Genomic DNA, 19,815 nt, shown 5'->3' on the forward strand with positions numbered 1-19,815 from the left:
GGCCGTTCAGTCTTTGAGCAGTTGGCGGAGCTCCGACGGGGTCGTGTCCTCAAGGACGACACGACGCCCGTCGGGGAGGATCAGTACCGCCTTCTCGATACGGGCGGCGGGTCCGCGCCACTTGGCGTACCACCGGACCACGTGATCGGACAGCTGGGCACCGGCGGCCACCAGACCGATGACGCTGGCGACGACCGCGAGGGTCATGGGTTCGCGGTAGTCCCCGTCGTACGCGTCGATCCGCCCCCGCACGACGTCCGGGTCCATCAACTCCCGCGCGGCAAGGGCGGCATCAGGTCCCTCGATGACCAGCTCCGCCAAGGGCGTCTCTTCCTGCGGCATATGCCCTACCTCACAGACGCGTGGGTGGGCGGGCGTCACGGCCCCCCAAGAAGTGCAGAATTTTGCAGCTATAGAGTACTTGTCCCCTTGTGGCGCCGTACAGAACTCGCGGCGCCCGAGCACGAGTTCTCACGGGCGTTGATCTTGATCTCGTTGATCTTGGGCACACGGAGGCAGGCGATCTCAGTTTCGTCAGCCACAAGCAGTCAGCCGTCAGCCTCAGTCGTCACCCCTCAAGGAGAGCAATGACCGTACCTACACGCCCGGTTCGACGCATGGACCGTGAGAGGCGCTTCGATCTGCGCGCGACCGCCCTGTACTTCATGCTGCTCGCGATCATCCTGTGCGTCCTGGTGTTCGCGTTCCGCACCGCGGCAGGCATCGTCGAGAGCCGCCCCCTGTGGGCCGGAGTCCTCGTCGTGGTGGGGCTGGCTCTCGTGCAGTTGTGCCGGTCCAAGTGGCGCCGCTTCTCCGCCGCGAGATACGCGCGCCGTGCCGCCGGCGCACTGGAGAAGGCGGCCGAGAGCGTCTCGCAGCCGAACATCGAGTACGCGGAGTACGCAGAGTATGCCGAGTACGCCGAGCTCGATCCCGACGGCTTCGAGGACGCCATAGCCGACCTGTGCGCCCGTGACGACTGCCGGGAGGTGGAAGTGGTGGGAGGCGCCTGCGACTTGGGCGCGGACGTCATAGCGGTGACCCCTGAAGGGCTCCGCGTCGTCATCCAGTGCAAGCGTTACGGTGACGACAACAAGGTCGGCTCGCAGGATCTGCAGCGCTTCGGCGGGACGTGTTTCGCCGTCCACGAGGCCGACGTCGCGGTGCTCGTCACGACGAGCGACTTCACCGCTCCCGCTCTTGAGTACGCCGAGCAGTGCGGCATCGTGTGTGTGAACGGTGCGGAGCTGGACGCCTGGCTCGACGGCACGGGGCCGAGCCCCTGGGAGGAAGCAGTCGTCGACGCCTGATCCCCCGGTCCGCTCCGCCCCGTCAGCGGGAGCCGGATCTGTCCAGGCGCCTGAGCACGGGCGAGGCCGCGGCCCCGTGCAGCATCACCGACAGCAGGACGCAGAACGTCACCACCGCCCACAACTCCTCCTGGAACGCCCCGAGGTCCTCCACTCCCAGCGCGTACGCCAGATAGAAGACGGACCCGATCCCCCGGATGCCGAAGAAGGAGGTCACCGCGCGTTCGCCGGGCGTCGTCCTGCCCCGCAGCTGGGCGATCCAGCCCGTGAGCGGACGGATCACGAGCAGTACCAGGACGGCCGTCACCGCGCTTCCCCAGGAGAGGGCGGACAGACCGCCGCAGGCGATGAACCCGCCGATGAGGAACAGCACGCCGGCCGTGAGCAGCCGCTCCACCTGTTCCATGAAGGTGTGCATCACCACCTGGTAGCCGTGGGCGCGCTCGGCGGACCGGATCGCGCAGGCCGTCGTGAACACCGCCAGGAACCCATATCCGTGCAGCACTTCCGTGAGGCCGTACGAGAGGAAGGTCGCCGCGAGGGCCACGAACCCTTCCCGGTGCTCCGAGAGCCGCAGCGCCTTCCAGTTCGCCCGGAAGAACATCCAGCCGAGCAGCCTGCCCACCAGCAGGCCCACCGCCACACCGACCGTGCCGCGCACCACCACGTCGCTCCACAGCCAGTGGCCCACCCACTCGCCCGACCAGCCCGTCCGCGAGGCGGCGAACATCGCCAAGGCCGCGAGGACCAGCGGAAAGGCGAGGCCGTCGTTGAGGCCCGCTTCGCCGGTGAGGGCGAAGCGCACCTCGTCCTCGTCGTGTTCGCCGTCGGTCGGCTCCCCGACACGGACCTCCGCCGCGAGCACGGGGTCGGTCGGTGCGAGTACGGCGCCCAGGAGCAGGGCGACGGCCGGTGGCCAGCCGACGAGACCCCAGGCGACAAGGGCGGTGACCACGACGGTCAGCGGCATCGTGATGCCCAGCAGGCGCCATGCGGTGGACCAGGACCGCCGGCCGAACGGTCTGTTGATCGCGAGCCCCGCACCCATCAGTGCCACGATCACGATCACCTCGGTGAGGTGCTCGACCCATGCCCGGTGCTCGTAGGGATCCAGGTCGGGAAGTCCGGTCGGCAGAAGGTAGACGAGGAACCCGACGGCCAGGAAGACCATGGGCATGGACATGGGCTGCCGTGCCACCAGTCTGGGCAGGACCGCGGCGAGCAGGGCGCCGATGCCCAGGCATGCGTATCCGACGTCCGCGGCCGTCACTTCCATCGGCCTACGCCTGTCCTCGTGGTCGTCTCCGACTCCGGCATCTGTTCCCCCTCGACTTGGCTGCAAGGACCTCGCTGAGGGGAGCTCCATTCGTCGGATACAGGCGTGCCGCCCTGTCAGGAGTTCCCACTTGGATCAATCCTAATCAAGCGGCTGCGGGACGTAATCGGGGCATCACGGAATTCCGGTACGGCGCCGCTTGAACACCCTTACGTTTCCGTCGCCGATCGCAGGGAATCCGGCAGAAGACAAGCCGTAGAACGGTTCAAGCCGTAGTGCGCAGAGCGGTTAATGAACCGATGACGCGCAAGTAATGACGTTTTTGTGGAGGTCCCGACATGCTGAAGGCCATTGCAGATGTTCTCCGAGCCATCGGTGGAGCCATTGCCACGGTGGTCACCCTTCCCTTCCGTGCCGTCGCGCGGCTCTTCGGGGGAGCTTCCTCCAGCGCCCACGGCCACCACTGATCGGGGAGTTCACGCCGTATGGCCGACGTGCCGCTGAAGCACGTCACAGGCGTGCTGGAACTCCTCCATGAGGCGGGTGGACTCCACGACGAGGACTCCGTAGGGGCGAGCCGGATCGGCCAGTGGAAGGCCGGCCCGGCTCGCTCCGTCTGCCACCCTCCTGCAGCATCCCTGGGCCTCGTCGGCCAGCTGACACAGCTGCTTGGCCTGCTCCGTGAGGGAGTCCTCGTCCAGCTCGCCGAGCACCTGGGCGATCCGCTCGAGGGACTCCAGGAAGTCGGCGTAGCCGAGGAGGAAGGCCCGGTCGTCGTGCCGGCTCCCCTCTTCCTCATGCCACTGGTGCAGGCTGCGCGTCAGCGACGCCACTTGGTACAGCGAACGTTCGAGCGCTCCAAGCACCGCTCCGTACCCGTCGAAGGAGGCCCGGCCCCGATGCCTGCGCAGCAGTCGACGCGGGTTGAAGTACAGGCTCTCCTCTGCGGTACGGAAACCTTCCCTGGCCTGCGTGATCAGACCCCCGGTCTGTTCGGCCCTCCAGCGCCACTGACGGCAGAGCTCCTCGTCCAGCTCGCCCTCGCGCAGCACCGGATACATGTCACTCACCAGCTCGCCCAGAGCCACGGAGAGCGAGCGGATCCCGTACTCGGCGCTGCGGTAGCGCATGGGCGGGGCCACCGTGACGTTGACGACGACGCCGATGGCGCAGCCGATGAGGACCAGCAGGAGGATCTGCCCGAGCTGGGAGACCTTGTCGGTCGCGGTCGTGGCGGAGGCGTAGGTGGAGAAGGCGAAGAACGCCGCCGTGGCGACCTGCGATCCCTGTACGCCCAGTGCGGGCCAGCGTCCGATGGACAGGCCCACCAGCGCGACCAGCGCGAACGTCAGCAGGTCGGGTCCGCCCAGGAATCCGAGGCCCGCCACCATGGCCACGCCGACCACCACCGCCGCCAGGTAGCGCAGCGACTGCAGCAGCGACTGATAGACCGTCACCTGCATGATCAGTACGGCGGAGAAGGGCGCGAAGGCGGGGGACGGCGCGTCGAGCAGGTAGTAGGAGACGATCCAGGCCAGGGTCGCGGCCAGCGTGCTCTTGAGGACCAGGAGCAGGGTGTGGCGCTCGTAGCCCGGCACTCCTCTGGCCCGCTGCCACCATCGCCGTACGCGGTCGAACCACCCCTGGGCCGCGGCTTCCGCACGCTGCCCTCCAGCCTCGCCGGCCATGCACCGACTCCATTCCGTTCAGCAGGTCATCCAGCTCAGCCTGCTACCCGGCGATGCCGTCCGCATGCGGGCTTCGGATCGCGAGGGGAATCCGGAGCCGCTACCAATAATGCTTTCGCCCGCCCACCGCGTGGCCGACAGCGCCGAGAATCCACAGGACCGCACCGATGACGACGAGGACGACGCCGATGGTCCACAGGATGGAGATTCCGGCCAGGAGACCGATGATGAGGAGGATGATTCCGAGTGCGATCATTGAGTCCTCCGACCCTCAGAATTGTTTCAAGTATGCGCCTTTTCCATTCCGATGCCAGGCCGCGGGCCGGATCCGGTGGGCACGCCCTTCGCGTGGATTTCGCCGCGGCGCGGGCAAACAGGCGCAATTGTGACCGTGCGTGACGCCGAGTCATCCGATCGTGCATCCACATCCGTGCCGATCTTGTGCATCTTTGCAGTCAGCCCCATGGAACCCGGACGAGACCGCTCATCTTGCTGAGCAGCGCGCGCCAACCGCGTGATAACACGGAGTGATCAAATCCAAGGAGACGACGACATCATGGGTATCTTCAGCCGTCGCCAGACCGCGACCCTCGAGCCGACGCCGTCCGCCGGCCCCGGTTCGCCTTTTCCCGCGGCCTCCGGCGCCGAGCTCGACCCGGCGCTCCGTGCGCTGACCGGGCAGTGGACCATCGACCGCCCGCACAGCCGCATCGGGTTCTCCGTGCGGCACGCGATGGTCACGACGGTGCGAGGTGCCTTCGCCGACTACGACAGCACGCTGTACTTCGACGGCGCCAGGCCCTCCGAGTCGCGGGCCGAGATCGTCATCCGGGTCGCCGGCGTCGACACGGGTGTGGAACAGCGGGACACGCACCTCATAGGCCCCGACTTCTTCGACGCGCGCCGCCACCCGGAGATGTCCTTCCGCAGCACCTCGACGATCCACGAGGGCGGGGAGACCTTCCGCATGGCGGGAGACCTCACCATCCGCGGTGTGTCCAGGCCCGTCGAGCTGCAGCTCGACTACCTCGGCTCGGTCGTGGACCCGTTCGGCTTCGAGCGGGCGGGCTTCGACGGCACCACGACCATCGACCGCACCGAATGGGGTCTGGTCTACAACCAGCGGCTGGAGACGGGCGGGGCCATGGTGAGCGAGAAGGTCCGGCTGCAGTTCGACATCTCCGCGATCCGGTCCACGCCCCAGGCGTAGCCGGTCCTCCGCACGGAAAGGGAGGGCCCCGTCCCGGTGCCGGGACGGGGCCCTCCCTTTCGTCGTCGTTCGCCGCGCCGCGAGGCGGGGCCTCAGTCCTCGCCCTCCAGATTGCCTTCCGTCTCCAGGTACGCCTGGCGCAGGGCCTCCAGCACCGCGGGGTCGGGCTTGGCCCACATGCCGCGGGACTCGGCCTCCAGGAGGCGCTCGGCGATGCCGTGCAGGGCCCAGGGGTTGGCCTGCTGGAGGAATTCACGGTTGGTCGGGTCCAGGACGTACGTCTCGGTGAGCTTGTCGTACATCCAGTCGGCGACCACGCCCGTCGTCGCGTCGTACCCGAAGAGGTAGTCGACCGTGGCGGCGAGCTCGAAGGCCCCCTTGTAGCCGTGGCGGCGCATCGCCTCGATCCACTTGGGGTTGACCACGCGGGCACGGAACACGCGCGAGGTCTCCTCGACCAGCGTGCGGGTGCGCACCGTCTCGGGGCGGGTGGAGTCGCCGATGTACGCCTCCGGGGCGCGGCCCTTCAGCGCGCGGACCGTGGCCACCATGCCGCCGTGGTACTGGAAGTAGTCGTCCGAGTCGGCGATGTCGTGTTCGCGGGTGTCGGTGTTCTTCGCCGCGACCTCGATGCGCTTGTACGCGGTTTCCATCTCCTCGCGCGCCGGACGCCCGTCGAGCTCACGGCCGTAGGCGTAGCCGCCCCACACCGTGTAGACCTCGGCGAGGTCGGCGTCGGTGCGCCAGTCGCGGGAGTCGATGAGCTGGAGCAGGCCCGCGCCGTACGTGCCGGGGCGGGAGCCGAAGATGCGGGTGGTGGCGCGGCGTTCGTCGCCGTGGGCCGCCAGGTCGGCCTGGGTGTGGGCGCGGACGAAGTTCGCCTCGTCGGGCTCCTCCAGCGAGGCGGCCAGGCGCACGGCGTCGTCCAGGAGGCCGATGGTGTGCGGGAAGGCGTCGCGGAAGAAGCCGCTGATGCGCAGGGTGACGTCGATGCGCGGGCGGCCGAGCTCTTCCGCGGGGATCGCCTCCAGGCCCGTGACACGGCGCGACGCGTCGTCCCAGACCGGGCGGACGCCGAGGAGGGCGAGCGCTTCGGCGATGTCGTCACCGGCGGTGCGCATCGCGCTCGTACCCCACAGGGAGAGGCCGACCGAGGTGGGCCAGTCGCCGTTGTCGGTGCGGTAGCGCTCCAGGAGGGAGTCGGCCAGGGCCTGGCCGGTCTCCCAGGCGAGGCGCGAGGGCACCGCCTTGGGGTCGACGGAGTAGAAGTTGCGGCCGGTCGGCAGGACGTTGACCAGGCCGCGCAGCGGGGAGCCCGAGGGCCCCGCGGGGACGAAGCCGCCCTCCAACGCGTGGACGGCGTGGTCCAGTTCGTCGGTCGTGGCGGCAAGGCGCGGCACGACCTCGCCGGCGGCAAAGGCGAGGATGTCCGCGACGGCCTGCGGGTGGCCCGCCGCGACCGTGGCGACGGCCTCCGGGGCCCAGTCCGCGTCCTCCATCGCCTGGACCAGGGCGCGGGCCTTCTCCTCGACCGCGTCGGCGGTGGTGCGGGTGGCCGCCGACTCGTCGAGGCCCAGCGCCTCGCGCAGGCCGGGGAGCGACGCCGTGCCGCCCCAGATCTGCCGGGCCCGCAGGATCGCGAGGACCAGGTTGACGCGGTCGGATCCGGCCGGGGCGCCGCCCAGGACGTGCAGGCCGTCGCGGATCTGGGCGTCCTTGATCTCACAGAGCCAGCCGTCGAGATGCATGATGAACTCGTCGAAGCCCTCGTCCTCGGGACGGTCTTCGAGCCCCAGGTCGTGGTCGAGCTTGGCGGCCTGGATCAGGGTCCAGATCTGGGCGCGGATCGCGGGCAGCTTCGCCGGGTCCATCGCGGCGATCTGGGCGTGCTCGTCCAGGAGTTGTTCCAGGCGGGCGATGTCGCCGTAGCTGTCGGCGCGGGCCATCGGCGGTACGAGGTGGTCCACGAGGGTGGCGTGCACGCGCCGCTTGGCCTGCGTGCCCTCCCCCGGGTCGTTGACCAGGAACGGGTAGATCAGGGGCAGGTCGCCGAGGGCGGCGTCGGGGCCGCAGGCGGCGGAGAGGCCCGCGTTCTTGCCGGGCAGCCATTCGAGGTTGCCGTGCTTGCCCAGGTGGATCATCGCGTCGGCGCCGAAGCCGTTGTCGTCGGCGGAGGCGGCGATCCAGCGGTAGGCGGCCAAGTAGTGGTGCGAGGGCGGCAGATCGGGGTCGTGGTAGATCGCGATCGGGTTCTCGCCGAAGCCGCGCGGCGGCTGGATGAGGATGAGCAGGTTGCCGCGGCGCAGGGCCGCGAGGACGATGTCGCCCTCAGGGTTGCTCGACCGGTCCACGAACATCTCGCCGGGGGCGGGGCCCCAGTGCTGCTCCACGGACTCGCGCAGCTCGGCGGGAAGCGTGGCGAACCAGCGGCGGTAGTCGGCCGCCGGGATGCGGACGGGGTTGCGGGCCAGCTGCTCCTCGGTGAGCCACTCCTGGTCGTGGCCGCCCGCCTCGATCAGCGCGTAGATCAGCTCGTCGCCGTCACCCGAGGCGAGGCCTGGCACCTCCTCCGTACCGAAGTCGTATCCCTCGGCCTGGAGTCGGCGCAACAGGGAGACGGCGCTCGCGGGGGTGTCGAGGCCGACCGCGTTGCCGATCCGGGAGTGCTTGGTCGGGTAGGCGGACAGGACAAGGGCGATGCGCTTGTCGGCGGCCGGGATGTGGCGAAGGCGCGCGTGCCGCACGGCGATGCCGGCCACGCGGGCGGCGCGCTCGGCGTCGGCGACGTACGCGGGAAGTCCGTCCTCGTCGATCTCCTTGAAGGAGAACGGCACCGTGATCAGGCGGCCGTCGAACTCGGGGACCGCGATCTGGCTCGCCGCGTCCAGCGGCGACACGCCCTCGTCGTTGTCCTCCCAGTCGGTGCGCGAGCTGGTGAGGCAGAGCGCCTGGAGGATGGGTACGTCGAGTCCGGTGAGGGCTCCGGCGTCCCAGGACTCGTCGTCACCGCCCGCAGAGGCCTCGGCGGGCCGCGTGCCGCCCGCCGCGAGGACCGTGGTCACGATCGCGTCGGCGGCGCGCAGTTCATCGATGAGTTCGGGTTCGGGGGTGCGCAGCGAGGCGACGTACAGCGGCAGCGGGCGCGCGCCCGCGTCCTCGACCGCGCGGCACAGGCTGTCGATGAAGGCGGTGTTGCCGCTCATGTGGTGGGCGCGGTAGTAGAGCACCGCGACGGTCGGTCCCTCGACCTGGCGTGCGGTGCGCTCCAGCGGGCCCCACGAGGGCGCGGGGGCGGGCGGCTCGAAGCCGTGGCCGGTGAGCAGGACGGTGTCGGAGAGGAACCGGGCCAGCTGCTCCAGGTTGCCGGGGCCGCCGTGGGCCAGGTAGGCGTGGGCCTCGGCCGCGATGCCGATCGGCACGGTGGACGCGGCCATCAGCTGGGCGTCGGGGGCCTGTTCGCCGGTGAGGACGACCACGGGCCGTCCGGTCGCCACGACTTGGTCGAGGCCGTCCTGCCAGGCGCGCACGCCGCCGAGGAGGCGTACGACGACCAGGTCGGTGCCGTCCAGGAGCTGCGGAAGGTCCTCGAGCGGGAGCCGGGAGGGGTTCGCGTAGCGGTAGTCGACCGGGCCGGCGGCGGCGCGGGCGCTGAGCAGGTCGGTGTCGGACGTCGACAGGAGCAGGATCATGCGGCGTCGGGCCTTCCTCGGGGTGTCCACGCCCCGGGTGGTGTCGATGGCGTCTTCCCCTGCTCGAGCGGACGAGAGCTCGGGGAAGGGAGTTCCTGACTCACCCGGCATGCGCACCGGGCTCACAGTGGCGGGACCGCGCCGGAATCGCACCGGGCTTCCTCCCCTTGTCGCCGTCTGTGGCGACGACGGGCCGGCTGGCCCGTCACCAGGAATACTAAGGGCCGATCATCTGCTGGGGGGCAGGCGGACCTGGTGCGATGGGTCGGTATGCTCGCCGCCATGCCCCCATCGGTCCCCCAGCCCGCGCTCTCGGGAGACGAGTCTGCCCGCGGCCGCGGCGACGCATGCCCCGGGACGCTGCGGCTGCACCGGGCGGACGACGGGGCCCTGGCCCGCGTCCGGGTCCCCGGCGGTCTGCTGAGCGTCGGGCAGGCGGACGTACTGCGGGATGTGGCCCAGCGTCTTGGAGACGGGGAGTTGCATCTCACATCGCGGGGCAATGTGCAGCTGCGCGGGCTGCGTGCGGACCGCGGGAGCGAACTGGCCCGCATGCTTGCCGAATCGGGGCTTTTGCCCTCGGAACGTCATGAGCGGGTGCGCAATGTGGTGGCCTCTCCGCTCTCGGGTCTCGACGGTCTGGGCGAGCGGGACATCCGTCCGTGGCCGGCCGTCCTGGACGAGCTGCTGTGCGCCAGCGACCGGGCCACCGCCCTGTCCGGCAGGTTCTTGTTCGCCCTCGACGACGGCCGCGGCGACGTGGCGGCCCTCGGCGGCGACGTGACCCTGACGGCGCGGGGCGAGGACCAGGCCCTGCTGCGGATCGGTCCGGCGGACGACGCCGTCCTGATCCCTGCCGCGCGGGCACCACAAGCCGCGCTCATCGCGGCCGAGGCCTTCCTGGAGCAGGCGCCCGACGCGAGTTCCTGGCGGGTGACGGATCTGCCCGGCGGCGTCGGCCCCCTCCTGGACGCGGTCCAGCTCCGCCTGCGGCAGGCCGGTTTCGCCCCCACCCGCATCACCGTTCCGCTTCCCCAGGACGCGGCCGGGCCCGCCCTCGGCGTCGTGCCCGGCCCCCGCGACACGGCCGCGCTGTCCGTCGGCCTGCCGCTGGGCAGTGTCGGCGCGGCCCAGTGGACGGCACTGGCGGACATCGCCCGCCACCACGGCAGCGGCGAGCTGCGGCTGACCCCCTGGCGCGGAGTCGTCCTGCCGGGAGTCGGGCGGACAGCGGCCGCTCAACTCCTGGCGGATCTCGGGGCCCTCGGCCTCATCACCGCGTCCGACTCCCCCTGGACCGGCGTGGGGGCCTGCATCGGCAGGCCCGGCTGCGCCAAGGCCCTGGACGACGTACGCGGCACGGCGCAAGCGGCGTTGGGGCCCGTCGGGGCGCTGCCCGTGTACTGGTCCGGGTGCGAGCGCCGGTGCGGACATCCCCACGGGGAGTGGATCGACGTCGTCGCCACTCCCGAGGGACACCAGATCTCCCGCGTACACGGCGGGAAACGGGACGCTCCGGCGAGCATCCCCGGCAGCCCCGGCGCGGCGCTGGCCGCCGCTGTGGCCGCGGCCCGCGGCTGACTACGCATGAACACATGAACAACCCTGCAACACTTGACCGTCCCCTGCCCTATCAAGAGAGCGAACGCACTGTGCATCAGTACGAGAAGGACGGACCGGCGATCTACCGCCAGTCCTTCGCCACGATCCGCGCGGAGGCGGATCTGTCGGGCCTGCCCGCCGACGTGAGCCAGGTCGCGGTCCGCATGATCCACGCCTGCGGCATGGTCGACCTCGTACGCGACCTCGCTTTCACCCCGGACGTGGTCGCCCGCGCCCGCGAGGCCCTGCGCGCCGGCGCGCCCATCCTGTGCGACGTGGCCATGGTCGCCAGCGGCGTCACCCGCAAGCGGCTGCCCGCCGACAACGACGTGGTGTGCACCCTGTCCGACCCGGCGGTCCCCGATCTCGCGGCGAAGCTCGGCACCACCCGCAGCGCCGCCGCCCTGGAACTCTGGCGCGATCGCATGGAAGGCGCGGTGATAGCCGTCGGCAACGCGCCCACCGCGCTGTTCCGCCTGCTCGAAATGATCGAGGAGGGGGCGCCGCGCCCCGCCGCCGTCATCGGTGTGCCGGTCGGCTTCGTCGGCGCCATGGAGTCCAAGGACGCCCTGGCCGCGCACCCCTCCGGCCTGGAACACATGATCGTGCGGGGCCGCCGGGGCGGAAGCGCCATCGCGGCAGCCGCACTCAACGCGATCGCCAGCGAGGAAGAATGAGCGTGAGCGAGCACAAGACGGGCCGTCTCTACGGTGTCGGCCTCGGGCCCGGCGATCCGGCCCTCATGACCCTGCGGGCGGTGCAGGTCATCGCCGAGGCCGATGTCGTCGCCTATCACAGCGCCCGGCACGGCCGGTCGATCGCGCGGTCCATCGCGGCCGAGCACCTGCGCGCCGACCACATCGAGGAAGCGCTGGTCTACCCCCTCACCACGGAGACCACCGACCATCCCGGCGGCTACCGCGGCGCGATGGAGGACTTCTACACCGAGGCCGCGGCCCGCCTGGCGGTGCACCTCGACGCGGGACGCACGGTGGCCGTCCTCGCCGAGGGCGATCCGCTCTTCTACGGCTCGTACATGCACATGCACAAGCGCCTCGCGGACCGCTATCCCACCGAAGTGATCCCCGGAGTCACCTCCGTCAGCGCCGCGGCAGCCCGGCTCGGCACCCCGCTCGCCGAGGGCGAGGAGGTGCTGACCATCCTGCCCGGCACCCTGCCGGAGGAGGAGCTGACCGCGCGTCTGGCCGCCACGGACGCCGCGGTGGTGATGAAGCTCGGCCGTACGTTCCCCGTGGTGCGCCGCGCCTTCGAGAGCTCCGGGCGGCTGCCCGAGGCCCACTACGTCGAGCGCGCCACCATGGCGGGCGAGCGCATCGAGGATCTTGCCGCGGTCGACGCCGACTCGGTGCCGTACTTCGCGGTCGCGGTCCTGCCCAGCCGCATCGACGCGCCCCGGCCCGAGCGTGCCCCGGACACCGGTGAGGTGGCCGTGGTCGGTACCGGCCCCGCCGGACCGCTGTGGCTCACGCCCGAGACCCGTGGGGTGCTCGCCGCCGCCGACGACCTGGTCGGCTACACCACCTATCTGGACCGGGTGCCGGTCCGGCCGGGGCAGGTGCGCCACGGCTCGGACAACAAGGTCGAGTCGGAGCGCGCCGAGTTCGCCCTGGATCTCGCCCGGCGCGGGCGTCGCGTCGCCGTGGTCTCCGGCGGCGACCCCGGCGTCTTCGCGATGGCGACGGCCGTCCTCGAGGTGGCCTCGCAGAAGCAGTACGCGGACCTGCCGGTACGGGTGCTTCCGGGGGTGACGGCGGCGAACGCGGCCGCCGCCCGCGCGGGCGCTCCGCTGGGCCACGACTACGCGACGATATCGCTCTCCGACCGGCTCAAGCCGTGGGAGGTCATCGCGGAACGGCTGCGGGCGGCGGCCTCCGCGGACCTGGTGCTCGCGCTGTACAACCCCGGCTCGCGCAGCCGCACCTGGCAGGTCGGCAAGGCGCGCGATCTGCTTCTTGAGCACCGCTCGGCGGACACGCCCGTGGTCCTGGGGCGCGATGTCGGCGGGCCTGCCGAGAGCGTACGCACCGTGCGCCTCGCCGATCTCGATCCGGCCGAGGTCGACATGCGCACGATCCTGCTCGTGGGGTCCTCGCAGACCCGCTGGGAGCAGCGCGGTGACGGCCAGCAGATCGTGTGGACGCCCCGCCGCTACCCGGAGGACTGAGCCCGCGGTTCTCCGCTAGGCCTGGCTGTCGCCGAGCGCGCGCAGCCAGGCCAGGGCCTGCTCGGGGGTGTCGGCCACCGCCACGCCTTCGGGCACCGGCGGGCGGCGCACCACGACCACCGGGATCCGTGCCTCGCGGGCCGCGGCCAGCTTGGGCGCGGTGGCGGCGCCGCCGCTGTCCTTGGTGACGACGACGTCGATGCGATGGCGGCGGATCAGCTCGCGCTCGCCCTCCAGGGTGAACGGGCCGCGGTCGAGCAGCACCTCCATGCGCACGGGGTGCGGTGTGTCCGGGGCGTCCACCGAACGCATCAAGAACCACAGCTGGTCCAGCGCGGCGAAGGCGGCGAGACCCATGCGCCCCGTCGTGAGGAAGACCCGCTCGCCCAGCGCGGGCAGCGCGTCCGCCGCATCGGCCAGGGAGCCGACCGGGTGCCAGGCGTCGCCGTCGCCCGGCACCCAGCCGGGCCGGCGCAGCGCGAGCAGGGGAACATGGGCGGCAGCGGCAGCGGCGGCCGCGTTGAAACTGATCGTCTCGGCGAAAGGATGGGTGGCATCGATGAGCGCGCTCACCTGGTGCGTACGCAGCCAGGCGGCCAGGCCGTCGGCTCCGCCGAAGCCGCCCACGCGCACCTCGCCGGGCGGCAGCTTCGGGCTCGCCACCCGCCCGGCCAGGGAGCTGGTCACCCTCGCCCCGGCGGGGAGCGTGTCCACCAGCGTCTCGGCGAGGCGGCGGGCTTCGGTCGTCCCGCCCAGTACCAGTACGTGCATCGGGTCCATCCGTGGGTGAGGCGAAGGGCGGGCGCAGCGCCCAACTCAAGCACACCGGTCTGCGGCCCGGCTGGACGACCGGTGCCTGCGCGACCGCGGCCGCCACGGCCGCCTACACGGCCCTGCTCAGCGGCGACTTCCCCGATCCGGTGACCATCACCCTGCCCAAGGGCCAGACCCCGGCCTTCGCCCTGGCGATCGAGGAGCTGGCCGAGGGGCGGGCGACGGCGGGGGTGGTCAAGGACGCGGGCGACGACCCCGACGTGACGCACGGCGCGCTGGTGCGGGCCACCGCGCGGCGGCTGCCGCCCGGTTCGGGCGTGGTCTTCAAGGCGGGGCCCGGCGTGGGCACGGTCACCCTGCCCGGACTGCCGCTCGACGTGGGGGAGCCCGCGGTCAACCCGGTGCCGCGCCAGATGATCCGCGACCACATCGCCCGGGTCGCCGCGGAGCACCGGGGTTCGGGAGACGTCGAGATCACCGTCTCCGTGGACCACGGCGAGGAGATCGCCCGCTCCACCTGGAACCCCCGCCTGGGCATCCTGGGCGGTCTGTCGATCCTGGGCACCACCGGCATCGTCGTGCCCTACTCCTGCTCGGCGTGGATCGACTCGATCCGCCGGGGCGTGGACGTGGCACGCGCCGCCGGGCATACGCATGTGGCGGGCTGCACGGGCTCGACGTCGGAGAAGACGGTGGTGTCCGAGTACGGGCTCCCGGAGATCGCCCTGCTGGACATGGGGGACTTCGCGGGCGCGGTGCTCAAGTACGTGCGTCGGCATCCGGTGGACCGGCTCACGGTGTGCGGCGGGTTCGCCAAGCTGTCCAAGCTCGCCGCCGGACACCTCGACCTGCACTCGGCCCGCTCCCAGGTCGACAAGCCCTTCCTGGCCGCGCTCGCCCGCCGGGGCGGCGCGGACGAGGCCCTGGCTGCCGAGGTGGAAGTCGCCAACACGGGCCTTGCCGCGCTCCAGTTGTGCCAGGCCCGGGGCGTCCCGCTCGGGGACCTGGTGGCCGTGGCCGCGCGCGACGAGGCGCTGTCGGTGCTGCGGGGAGCGCCGGTCGCCGTGGACGTCATCTGCATCGACCGGGCGGGCACGGTCGTCGGGCGCAGCAGCGTGCGCTGAGGGATGCCGGCTGCCGGTGGCTGCCGTCAATAGAGGAAGAGGGCGGCGCGGGCGATTCCTTCCAGGGCGCGGCGCTGCTCGTCCGTCCACCGCATCGCCTGCTCATGGTGGACGGACACCACACCGATCAGCGCGCCGGCTCCGGAGGTGATCGGTACCGAGACGCACGCGCCGACGCCGGCCTCCTCCAGCACGTCGAGCGCCGGGTTGCCGAGGAAGACCGGGGAGGCGGCCACCTCCTCGACGAGCACCGGCTTGCCGTCCTGCGCGGCCACCCCGCAGGCGGTCTCCCGGTCGGCCACCGTCTCGAAGTAGCTCAGGAACGGGTGGTGGAAGCCGTGTTGGGCCACGATCCGCAGCACGCCGCCCGCGGGCTCGTAGAGCTGGGCGTTGCCCATCGGCGCCCCGGTGATCTCGAACGCGGCCGACAGCGCCGCCGACACCACGGACAGCCGCAGGCGCCGCTCGTTCTCCGGCAGCGGCATGGTCGCCAGTTCCCTGGCGATCCGGCGGCCCTCCTCGTCCCCGGTCAGCAGCAGCGGGCGCAGCACCGAACTGTGGGCCCGCTCCACCACCAGGCCGCCGCCTGCCGCCACGGCCCGCCTGCGGGTGTCCAGCAGCAGGCCCACTCCCTCCGTCCCGCAGAACGTCACCCGGCTCAGGTCCAGCAGCACGCGTCCGGCGGATTCCTCCACGGCGCGGTCCAGTTCATGGGCGAGGGTCTGTACGGAGGCGACGTCCAGTTCCCCGGCCACACGGATCGTGATCCGGCCGTCCACCTTGGCGACGCCGACGCGCATGGACGGCGACGACTGGGGCCACTCCACGGCCACCCCGCCGCTGACATCGCTCCCCAGGCCCATGTCGGCCCACGTTAGAGCCGATGCCCTGCACGCCGGGAGCACTTCACCAGGACGGTCCGCGATGGCACCGATTGGGCCAAGAACGAAGAATCACTGGCAGGCGTGGCGCTCGCGTCCGGGCGAGTAGAGGTGGCTGTCGCGGAACTGCTCGGCGCCCAGGGTGCGGCCGACCATGATGACGGCGGTACGGATCACACCCGCCGCCTTCACCTGCTCCGCGATCTCGTCGAGGGGCCCGCGCAGGATGAGCTCGTCGGGGCGCGAGGCCATCGCCACCACGGCCGTGGGGCAGTCGGCCCCGTAGTGCGGCAGGAGTTCCTCCACCACGCGGTCCACATACCTGGCGGCCAGGTGGAGCACGATCAGGGCTCCGCTGCGGCCAAGGGTGGCCAGGTCCTCGCCCTCGGGCATCGCGGTGGCCCGCTGGGCGATCCGGGTGAGGATGACGGTCTGGCCCACGGTCGGCACGGTCAGCTCCCGCTTGAGCGCCGCCGCGGCTGCCGCGAACGCGGGCACACCGGGCACCACTTCGTAGGGCACGCCCGCCTCGTCCAGGCGGCGCATCTGCTCGTTGACGGCGCTGAAGACGGACGGGTCGCCCGAGTGCAGGCGGGCCACGTCCTTGCCCTGCTGGTGCGCGGTGACGAGTTCGGCGGTGATCTGGTCGATGTCCAGCTCGGCGGTGTCGACCAGGCGGGCGTCGTCGGGGCACTCGGCGAGCAGTTCGCGGGGTACCAGGCTTCCGGCGTACAGGCAGACACCGCAGGCGGCGAGCGTGCGCGCGCCCCGCACCGTGATCAGGTCGGCCGCACCGGGGCCCGCGCCGATGAAGTACACGGTCATCTGTTGTCTCCTGAGGGTTCTGCGGGGGCCTTGGCTGAGCGTTCCGCGGTGGGGGCGTTCGAAGGTTTGCGTACGGACCACTGGGTGACCGGCATCGCCTGGCGCCAGCCGGTGAAGCCGCCGACGGGCACGGCGTGCGCCACGGCGAGGCGGACCAGGTCGCCGCCGTGCCGCCGGTAGCGCTCGGCGAGCAGCGCCTCCGACTCCAGCGTGACGGTGTTGGCGACGAGACGGCCGCCGGCGGGCAGCGCCTCCCAGCAGGCGTCGAGCAGGCCGGGCACGGTGAGGCCTCCGCCGATGAACACGGCGTCGGGCGTGGGCAGTTCGGCCAGACCTGCCGGAGCCCGGCCGGTGACCACGCGCAGGGCGGGCACCCCCAGGTGTGCGGCGTTGCGCTCGATGCGCTGGGCCCGGACCGGATCGCGCTCCACGCTGATCGCCCGGCAGGAGGGGTGGGTGCGCATCCACTCGATCGCCACGGACCCCGAGCCGCCGCCGATGTCCCACAGCAGTTCGCCGGGGGCCGGGGCGAGCACGCCGAGGGTGGCGGCCCGGACGTGGCGTTTGGTGAGCTGTCCGTCGTGTTCGTAGGCGTCGTCGGGCAGACCGGGCACGGCGCCCAGGCGCAGGGCGTCCGGGTCACGTCGGCAGTCGACCGCGATCACGTTCAGCGGGTCGCCCTGCGGGTGCGCCCAGGTGTCGGCGACGCCTTCCGCGTACGCCTCGTCCTCGCCCCCGAGCTGTTCCAGGACGCGTAGCCGGCTCGGTCCGAAGCCGTGTTCGCGCAGCAGCGCGGCGACCACGGCGGGCGTGGTGGCGTCCGCGCTGAGCACCAGGAGCCGACGGCCGTCGTGCAGGGCCGCGGCGAGCCGGGCAGCGGGCCGCCCCACCAGGGTGACGACCTCGGTGTCCTCCACGGCCCAGCCGACGCGGGCGCAGGCGTAGGACACGGACGACGGGTGCGGCAGGATGCGCAGCCGGTCGGCGCCGATGACCTCGGTCAGCGCGCGGCCGATGCCGTAGAACATCGGGTCACCGCTGGCCAGGACGGCGATCCCGCGGCCCGCGTGCGCGGCGAGCAGGCCGGGAACGGCGGGCCGCAGCGGCGAGGGCCACGGCACGCGCTGTCCCGTGCACTGCGGCGGGAGCAGGCCCAGTTGGCGCTCGGCGCCGATCAGGACCTGGGCCGAGATGAGCTCCGAGCGTGCCGCGTCGGACAGTCCGCCCCACCCGTCGGCTCCGATGCCCACCACGCTCACGGCAGGCGGGGCGGGGGGTGCGGCGGGTGCGGGGGTCACGGACGGTACCTCGGTGTTCGGGGGCTGACGCACCCGAACTCTACTGTCCGGCCCTGGTGGGACACCCGCCAGGTGGTCACCGCCGTACCCTTATTGCACATTACTTGCAACTAGGAAGAAAGTTCAGGAGGCGGGACGTGGAGTCTCCAGTGGTTCTGGGCATCGAGTCGTCGTGCGACGAGACCGGCGCGGGGCTCGTGCGCGAGGGGGAGCTGCTCGGGCATGCGGTGGCGTCGAGCATGGACGAGCACGCCCGGTTCGGTGGAGTGGTGCCGGAGATCGCCGCGCGGGCGCACCTGCACTCCTTCGCGCCCGTCGTGCGCGAGGCCCTGGACCGGGCCGGACTGCGGATGGGCGACATCGGGGCGGTGGCCGTCACCACGGGGCCCGGTCTCTCGGGCGCGCTCCAGGTGGGTCTGGCCGGGGCGAGGACCCTGGCGTTCTCGCTCGGGGTGCCGCTGTACGGGGTGCACCACCTGGCCGGGCATGTCGCCGCCGACACGCTGGAGCACGGCCCGCTGCCCGATCCCTGCATGGTTCTCATCGTCTCGGGCGGGCACACCTCGCTGCTGCTCGTACGGGATCTGGCGCGGGACCCGATCGTGCACCTGGGCGACACCATCGACGACGCGGCGGGCGAGTGCTTCGACAAGGTGGCCCGGGTGTTCGGTCTCCCGTATCCGGGCGGTCCTGCCATCGACCGCACCGCGCGGCAGGGCGATCCCGCCGCCGTCGCGTTCCCCCGGCCGCTGACCGGGTCGCGGGACGCGCGCTTCGACTTCTCCTTCTCCGGGCTCAAGACGGCCGCCGCACGCTGGGCCGAACAGCACCGGCTGCGCGGCGACGAACTGCCGCTCGCGGACGGGGCGGCCTCGCTGCAGGAGGCCGTGGCCGACGTGCTGACGCGCAAGGCGGTGGCCGCCTGCCGCGAGCACGGTGTGGGGACGCTGGTCGTGGTGGGCGGGGTGGCCGCCAACTCCCGTGTGCGGGCGCTGGCCGAGGAACGCTGCCGGGCCGCCGGGATCGCGCTGCGGGTACCGCCGTTGAAGCTGTGCACCGACAACGGCGCGATGATCGCGGCCGTCGGTGACCTGCTGGTCCGCGCGGGCGCCGCACCCGCCCCGCTGGACGTGTCCATCGACCCGTCCGCGCCCCTGGAGTACGCGGGTCTGCACCCCGTGGCCCCTACCGCCAGGGCCGCTTGACGGCGTCGGAGCGAGCTCCACCGTGCCGGTCCCGCGGAATGTACTTGTCCGGCTTCGCGACACCCCACTACGTTGGCGAGGTGGATCTCTTCTCACGCTCCTGGGCGGCACTGCGCGCGGCCGTGGCCGAACTTCCGGACGACGACTTCGCGCGGCCGTCCGGCTGCACGGGCTGGCTCGTGCAGGACCTGGTGTGCCATCTGGTCGTCGACGCCCAGGACGTCCTGATCACCCTCGTGACCCCCGCCGACACGGAACCGACCCGCGACGCGCTGACCTACTGGGACGTCACCGAGACGGCGCCGACCGGCGAGGACCCGCTCGACGCGCTGACCGTCCGGCTCGCCGCCGCCTACCAGGAGCCCTGGCTGCTCAAGTTCCACCTCGACGACATCGGCTCGGCCGCGGGCCGCGCCGGCGAACTGGCCGATCCTGCCGCCCGGGTGAGCACCCGCGACGAGGTCCTGACCGTGGGCGACTTCCTCATGACGTACGTCATGGAGTGGACCCTGCACCACCTCGACCTGATCGCGCACCTCCCGCAGGTGGCCGGGCCTCCCGCCGAAGGGCTCGCCCGGAGCCGCGAGATGCTGGAGAAGATCGCGGGGGCCGCGTTCCCCGCGTCGTTCTCCGACCGGGACGCGCTCCTGGTGGGCACCGGGCGGCGCGCCCCGACCGAGGCGGAGACGGCCGAGCTGGGCGGCCTTGCCGCGAAACTCCCGTTCGTACTCGGGTGATCGGCCGACCG

General features: G+C 71.9%; 18 protein-coding genes and 1 riboswitch. Of the genes, 9 read left to right on the plus strand and 9 right to left on the minus strand.

What is annotated here, in order from left to right:
* Positions 1-6 precede the first annotated feature (6 nt).
* Complete coding sequence (locus tag ACFUPX_RS24565; protein WP_383326441.1) at positions 7-342, minus strand: hypothetical protein; 336 nt, start codon at positions 340-342, stop codon at positions 7-9.
* 245 nt (positions 343-587) lie between these two features.
* Here ACFUPX_RS24565 and ACFUPX_RS24570 point away from each other — a divergent pair, with 245 nt between their 5' ends.
* Positions 588-1,310 carry a restriction endonuclease gene (locus ACFUPX_RS24570; protein WP_383326444.1) on the plus strand — a complete coding sequence of 241 codons (723 nt, stop codon included), beginning with the start codon at positions 588-590 and terminating at the stop codon, positions 1,308-1,310.
* 22 nt (positions 1,311-1,332) lie between these two features.
* Here ACFUPX_RS24570 and ACFUPX_RS24575 read toward each other — a convergent pair whose 3' ends face one another.
* The gene (locus tag ACFUPX_RS24575) at positions 1,333-2,580 is read right to left on the minus strand and encodes a cation:proton antiporter (protein WP_383326605.1); all 1,248 of its coding nucleotides are present in this window, start codon (positions 2,578-2,580) and stop codon (positions 1,333-1,335) included.
* Positions 2,581-2,924: 344 nt separating this feature from the next.
* Between ACFUPX_RS24575 and ACFUPX_RS24580 the strand changes: the two genes are divergently transcribed.
* Complete coding sequence (locus ACFUPX_RS24580) at positions 2,925-3,053, plus strand: LPFR motif small protein (RefSeq protein WP_351165998.1); 129 nt, start codon at positions 2,925-2,927, stop codon at positions 3,051-3,053.
* Positions 3,054-3,062: 9 nt separating this feature from the next.
* Here ACFUPX_RS24580 and ACFUPX_RS24585 read toward each other — a convergent pair whose 3' ends face one another.
* Together ACFUPX_RS24585 and ACFUPX_RS24590 are read right to left on the minus strand one after the other, a co-directional pair.
* On the minus strand, positions 3,063-4,274 hold the full coding sequence (locus tag ACFUPX_RS24585) for an aromatic acid exporter family protein (protein WP_383326448.1): 1,212 nt from the start codon (positions 4,272-4,274) through the stop codon (positions 3,063-3,065).
* A 100-nt stretch (positions 4,275-4,374) separates the two neighbouring features.
* Positions 4,375-4,530 carry a DUF6131 family protein gene (locus tag ACFUPX_RS24590; RefSeq protein ID WP_383326451.1) on the minus strand — a complete coding sequence of 52 codons (156 nt, stop codon included), beginning with the start codon at positions 4,528-4,530 and terminating at the stop codon, positions 4,375-4,377.
* A gap of 300 nt (positions 4,531-4,830) precedes the next feature.
* Between ACFUPX_RS24590 and ACFUPX_RS24595 the strand changes: the two genes are divergently transcribed.
* Positions 4,831-5,484, plus strand: coding sequence for a YceI family protein (locus ACFUPX_RS24595; RefSeq protein WP_383326454.1), 654 nt, complete (start codon positions 4,831-4,833; stop codon positions 5,482-5,484).
* A gap of 92 nt (positions 5,485-5,576) precedes the next feature.
* Here the strand turns inward: ACFUPX_RS24595 and cobN are convergent, their stop codons facing one another.
* Entirely contained in the window at positions 5,577-9,173 is a 3,597-nt protein-coding gene (gene cobN / locus ACFUPX_RS24600) for a cobaltochelatase subunit CobN (protein ID WP_383326608.1), read from the minus strand.
* A 69-nt stretch (positions 9,174-9,242) separates the two neighbouring features.
* A riboswitch (cobalamin riboswitch) is annotated at positions 9,243-9,395 on the minus strand.
* A gap of 48 nt (positions 9,396-9,443) precedes the next feature.
* Here cobN and cobG point away from each other — a divergent pair.
* From cobG to ACFUPX_RS24615, 3 genes are all read left to right on the plus strand, one after another.
* Positions 9,444-10,754 (plus strand): precorrin-3B synthase, encoded by a 1,311-nt coding sequence (gene cobG, locus ACFUPX_RS24605; RefSeq protein WP_383326611.1) that lies wholly within the window; start codon positions 9,444-9,446, stop codon positions 10,752-10,754.
* A gap of 71 nt (positions 10,755-10,825) precedes the next feature.
* A complete protein-coding gene (locus tag ACFUPX_RS24610) occupies positions 10,826-11,452 on the plus strand; it encodes a precorrin-8X methylmutase (protein WP_383326614.1) in 627 nt (208 codons plus the stop codon).
* A complete protein-coding gene (locus ACFUPX_RS24615) occupies positions 11,449-12,960 on the plus strand; it encodes a precorrin-2 C(20)-methyltransferase (RefSeq protein ID WP_383326457.1) in 1,512 nt (503 codons plus the stop codon). Before ACFUPX_RS24610 ends, ACFUPX_RS24615 begins: the two co-directional genes overlap by 4 nt.
* A 15-nt stretch (positions 12,961-12,975) precedes the next feature.
* On the opposite strand, the gene ACFUPX_RS24620 is transcribed toward ACFUPX_RS24615, so the two are convergent.
* On the minus strand, positions 12,976-13,731 hold the full coding sequence (locus ACFUPX_RS24620) for a cobalt-precorrin-6A reductase (RefSeq protein ID WP_383326460.1): 756 nt from the start codon (positions 13,729-13,731) through the stop codon (positions 12,976-12,978).
* 11 nt (positions 13,732-13,742) lie between these two features.
* Between ACFUPX_RS24620 and ACFUPX_RS24625 the strand changes: the two genes are divergently transcribed.
* Positions 13,743-14,858 (plus strand): cobalt-precorrin-5B (C(1))-methyltransferase, encoded by a 1,116-nt coding sequence (locus tag ACFUPX_RS24625; RefSeq protein WP_383326463.1) that lies wholly within the window; start codon positions 13,743-13,745, stop codon positions 14,856-14,858.
* Positions 14,859-14,884: 26 nt separating this feature from the next.
* Here the strand turns inward: ACFUPX_RS24625 and ACFUPX_RS24630 are convergent, their stop codons facing one another.
* The 3 genes from ACFUPX_RS24630 to cbiE form a co-directional block, all read right to left on the minus strand.
* Positions 14,885-15,721, minus strand: coding sequence for a GAF domain-containing protein (locus ACFUPX_RS24630; protein ID WP_383326466.1), 837 nt, complete (start codon positions 15,719-15,721; stop codon positions 14,885-14,887).
* A gap of 90 nt (positions 15,722-15,811) precedes the next feature.
* Positions 15,812-16,564, minus strand: coding sequence for a precorrin-4 C(11)-methyltransferase (cobM, locus tag ACFUPX_RS24635; RefSeq protein ID WP_383326469.1), 753 nt, complete (start codon positions 16,562-16,564; stop codon positions 15,812-15,814).
* Complete coding sequence (gene cbiE, locus ACFUPX_RS24640) at positions 16,561-17,862, minus strand: precorrin-6y C5,15-methyltransferase (decarboxylating) subunit CbiE (RefSeq protein ID WP_383326472.1); 1,302 nt, start codon at positions 17,860-17,862, stop codon at positions 16,561-16,563. Before cbiE ends, cobM begins: the two co-directional genes overlap by 4 nt.
* Positions 17,863-17,999: 137 nt before the next feature.
* On the opposite strand from cbiE, the gene tsaD reads away from it, so the two are divergent.
* Together tsaD and ACFUPX_RS24650 are read left to right on the plus strand one after the other, a co-directional pair.
* Positions 18,000-19,067: a tRNA (adenosine(37)-N6)-threonylcarbamoyltransferase complex transferase subunit TsaD gene (gene tsaD / locus ACFUPX_RS24645; RefSeq protein ID WP_383326475.1), complete on the plus strand. Its 1,068-nt coding sequence runs from the start codon at positions 18,000-18,002 to the stop codon at positions 19,065-19,067.
* Positions 19,068-19,147: 80 nt separating this feature from the next.
* A complete protein-coding gene (locus ACFUPX_RS24650; RefSeq protein ID WP_383326478.1) occupies positions 19,148-19,804 on the plus strand; it encodes a maleylpyruvate isomerase N-terminal domain-containing protein in 657 nt (218 codons plus the stop codon).
* Positions 19,805-19,815: the final 11 nt, after the last annotated feature.

It is taken from the genome of Streptomyces sp. NPDC057302, assembly GCF_042667685.1.
Taxonomy (GTDB): Bacteria; Actinomycetota; Actinomycetes; order Streptomycetales; family Streptomycetaceae; genus Streptomyces.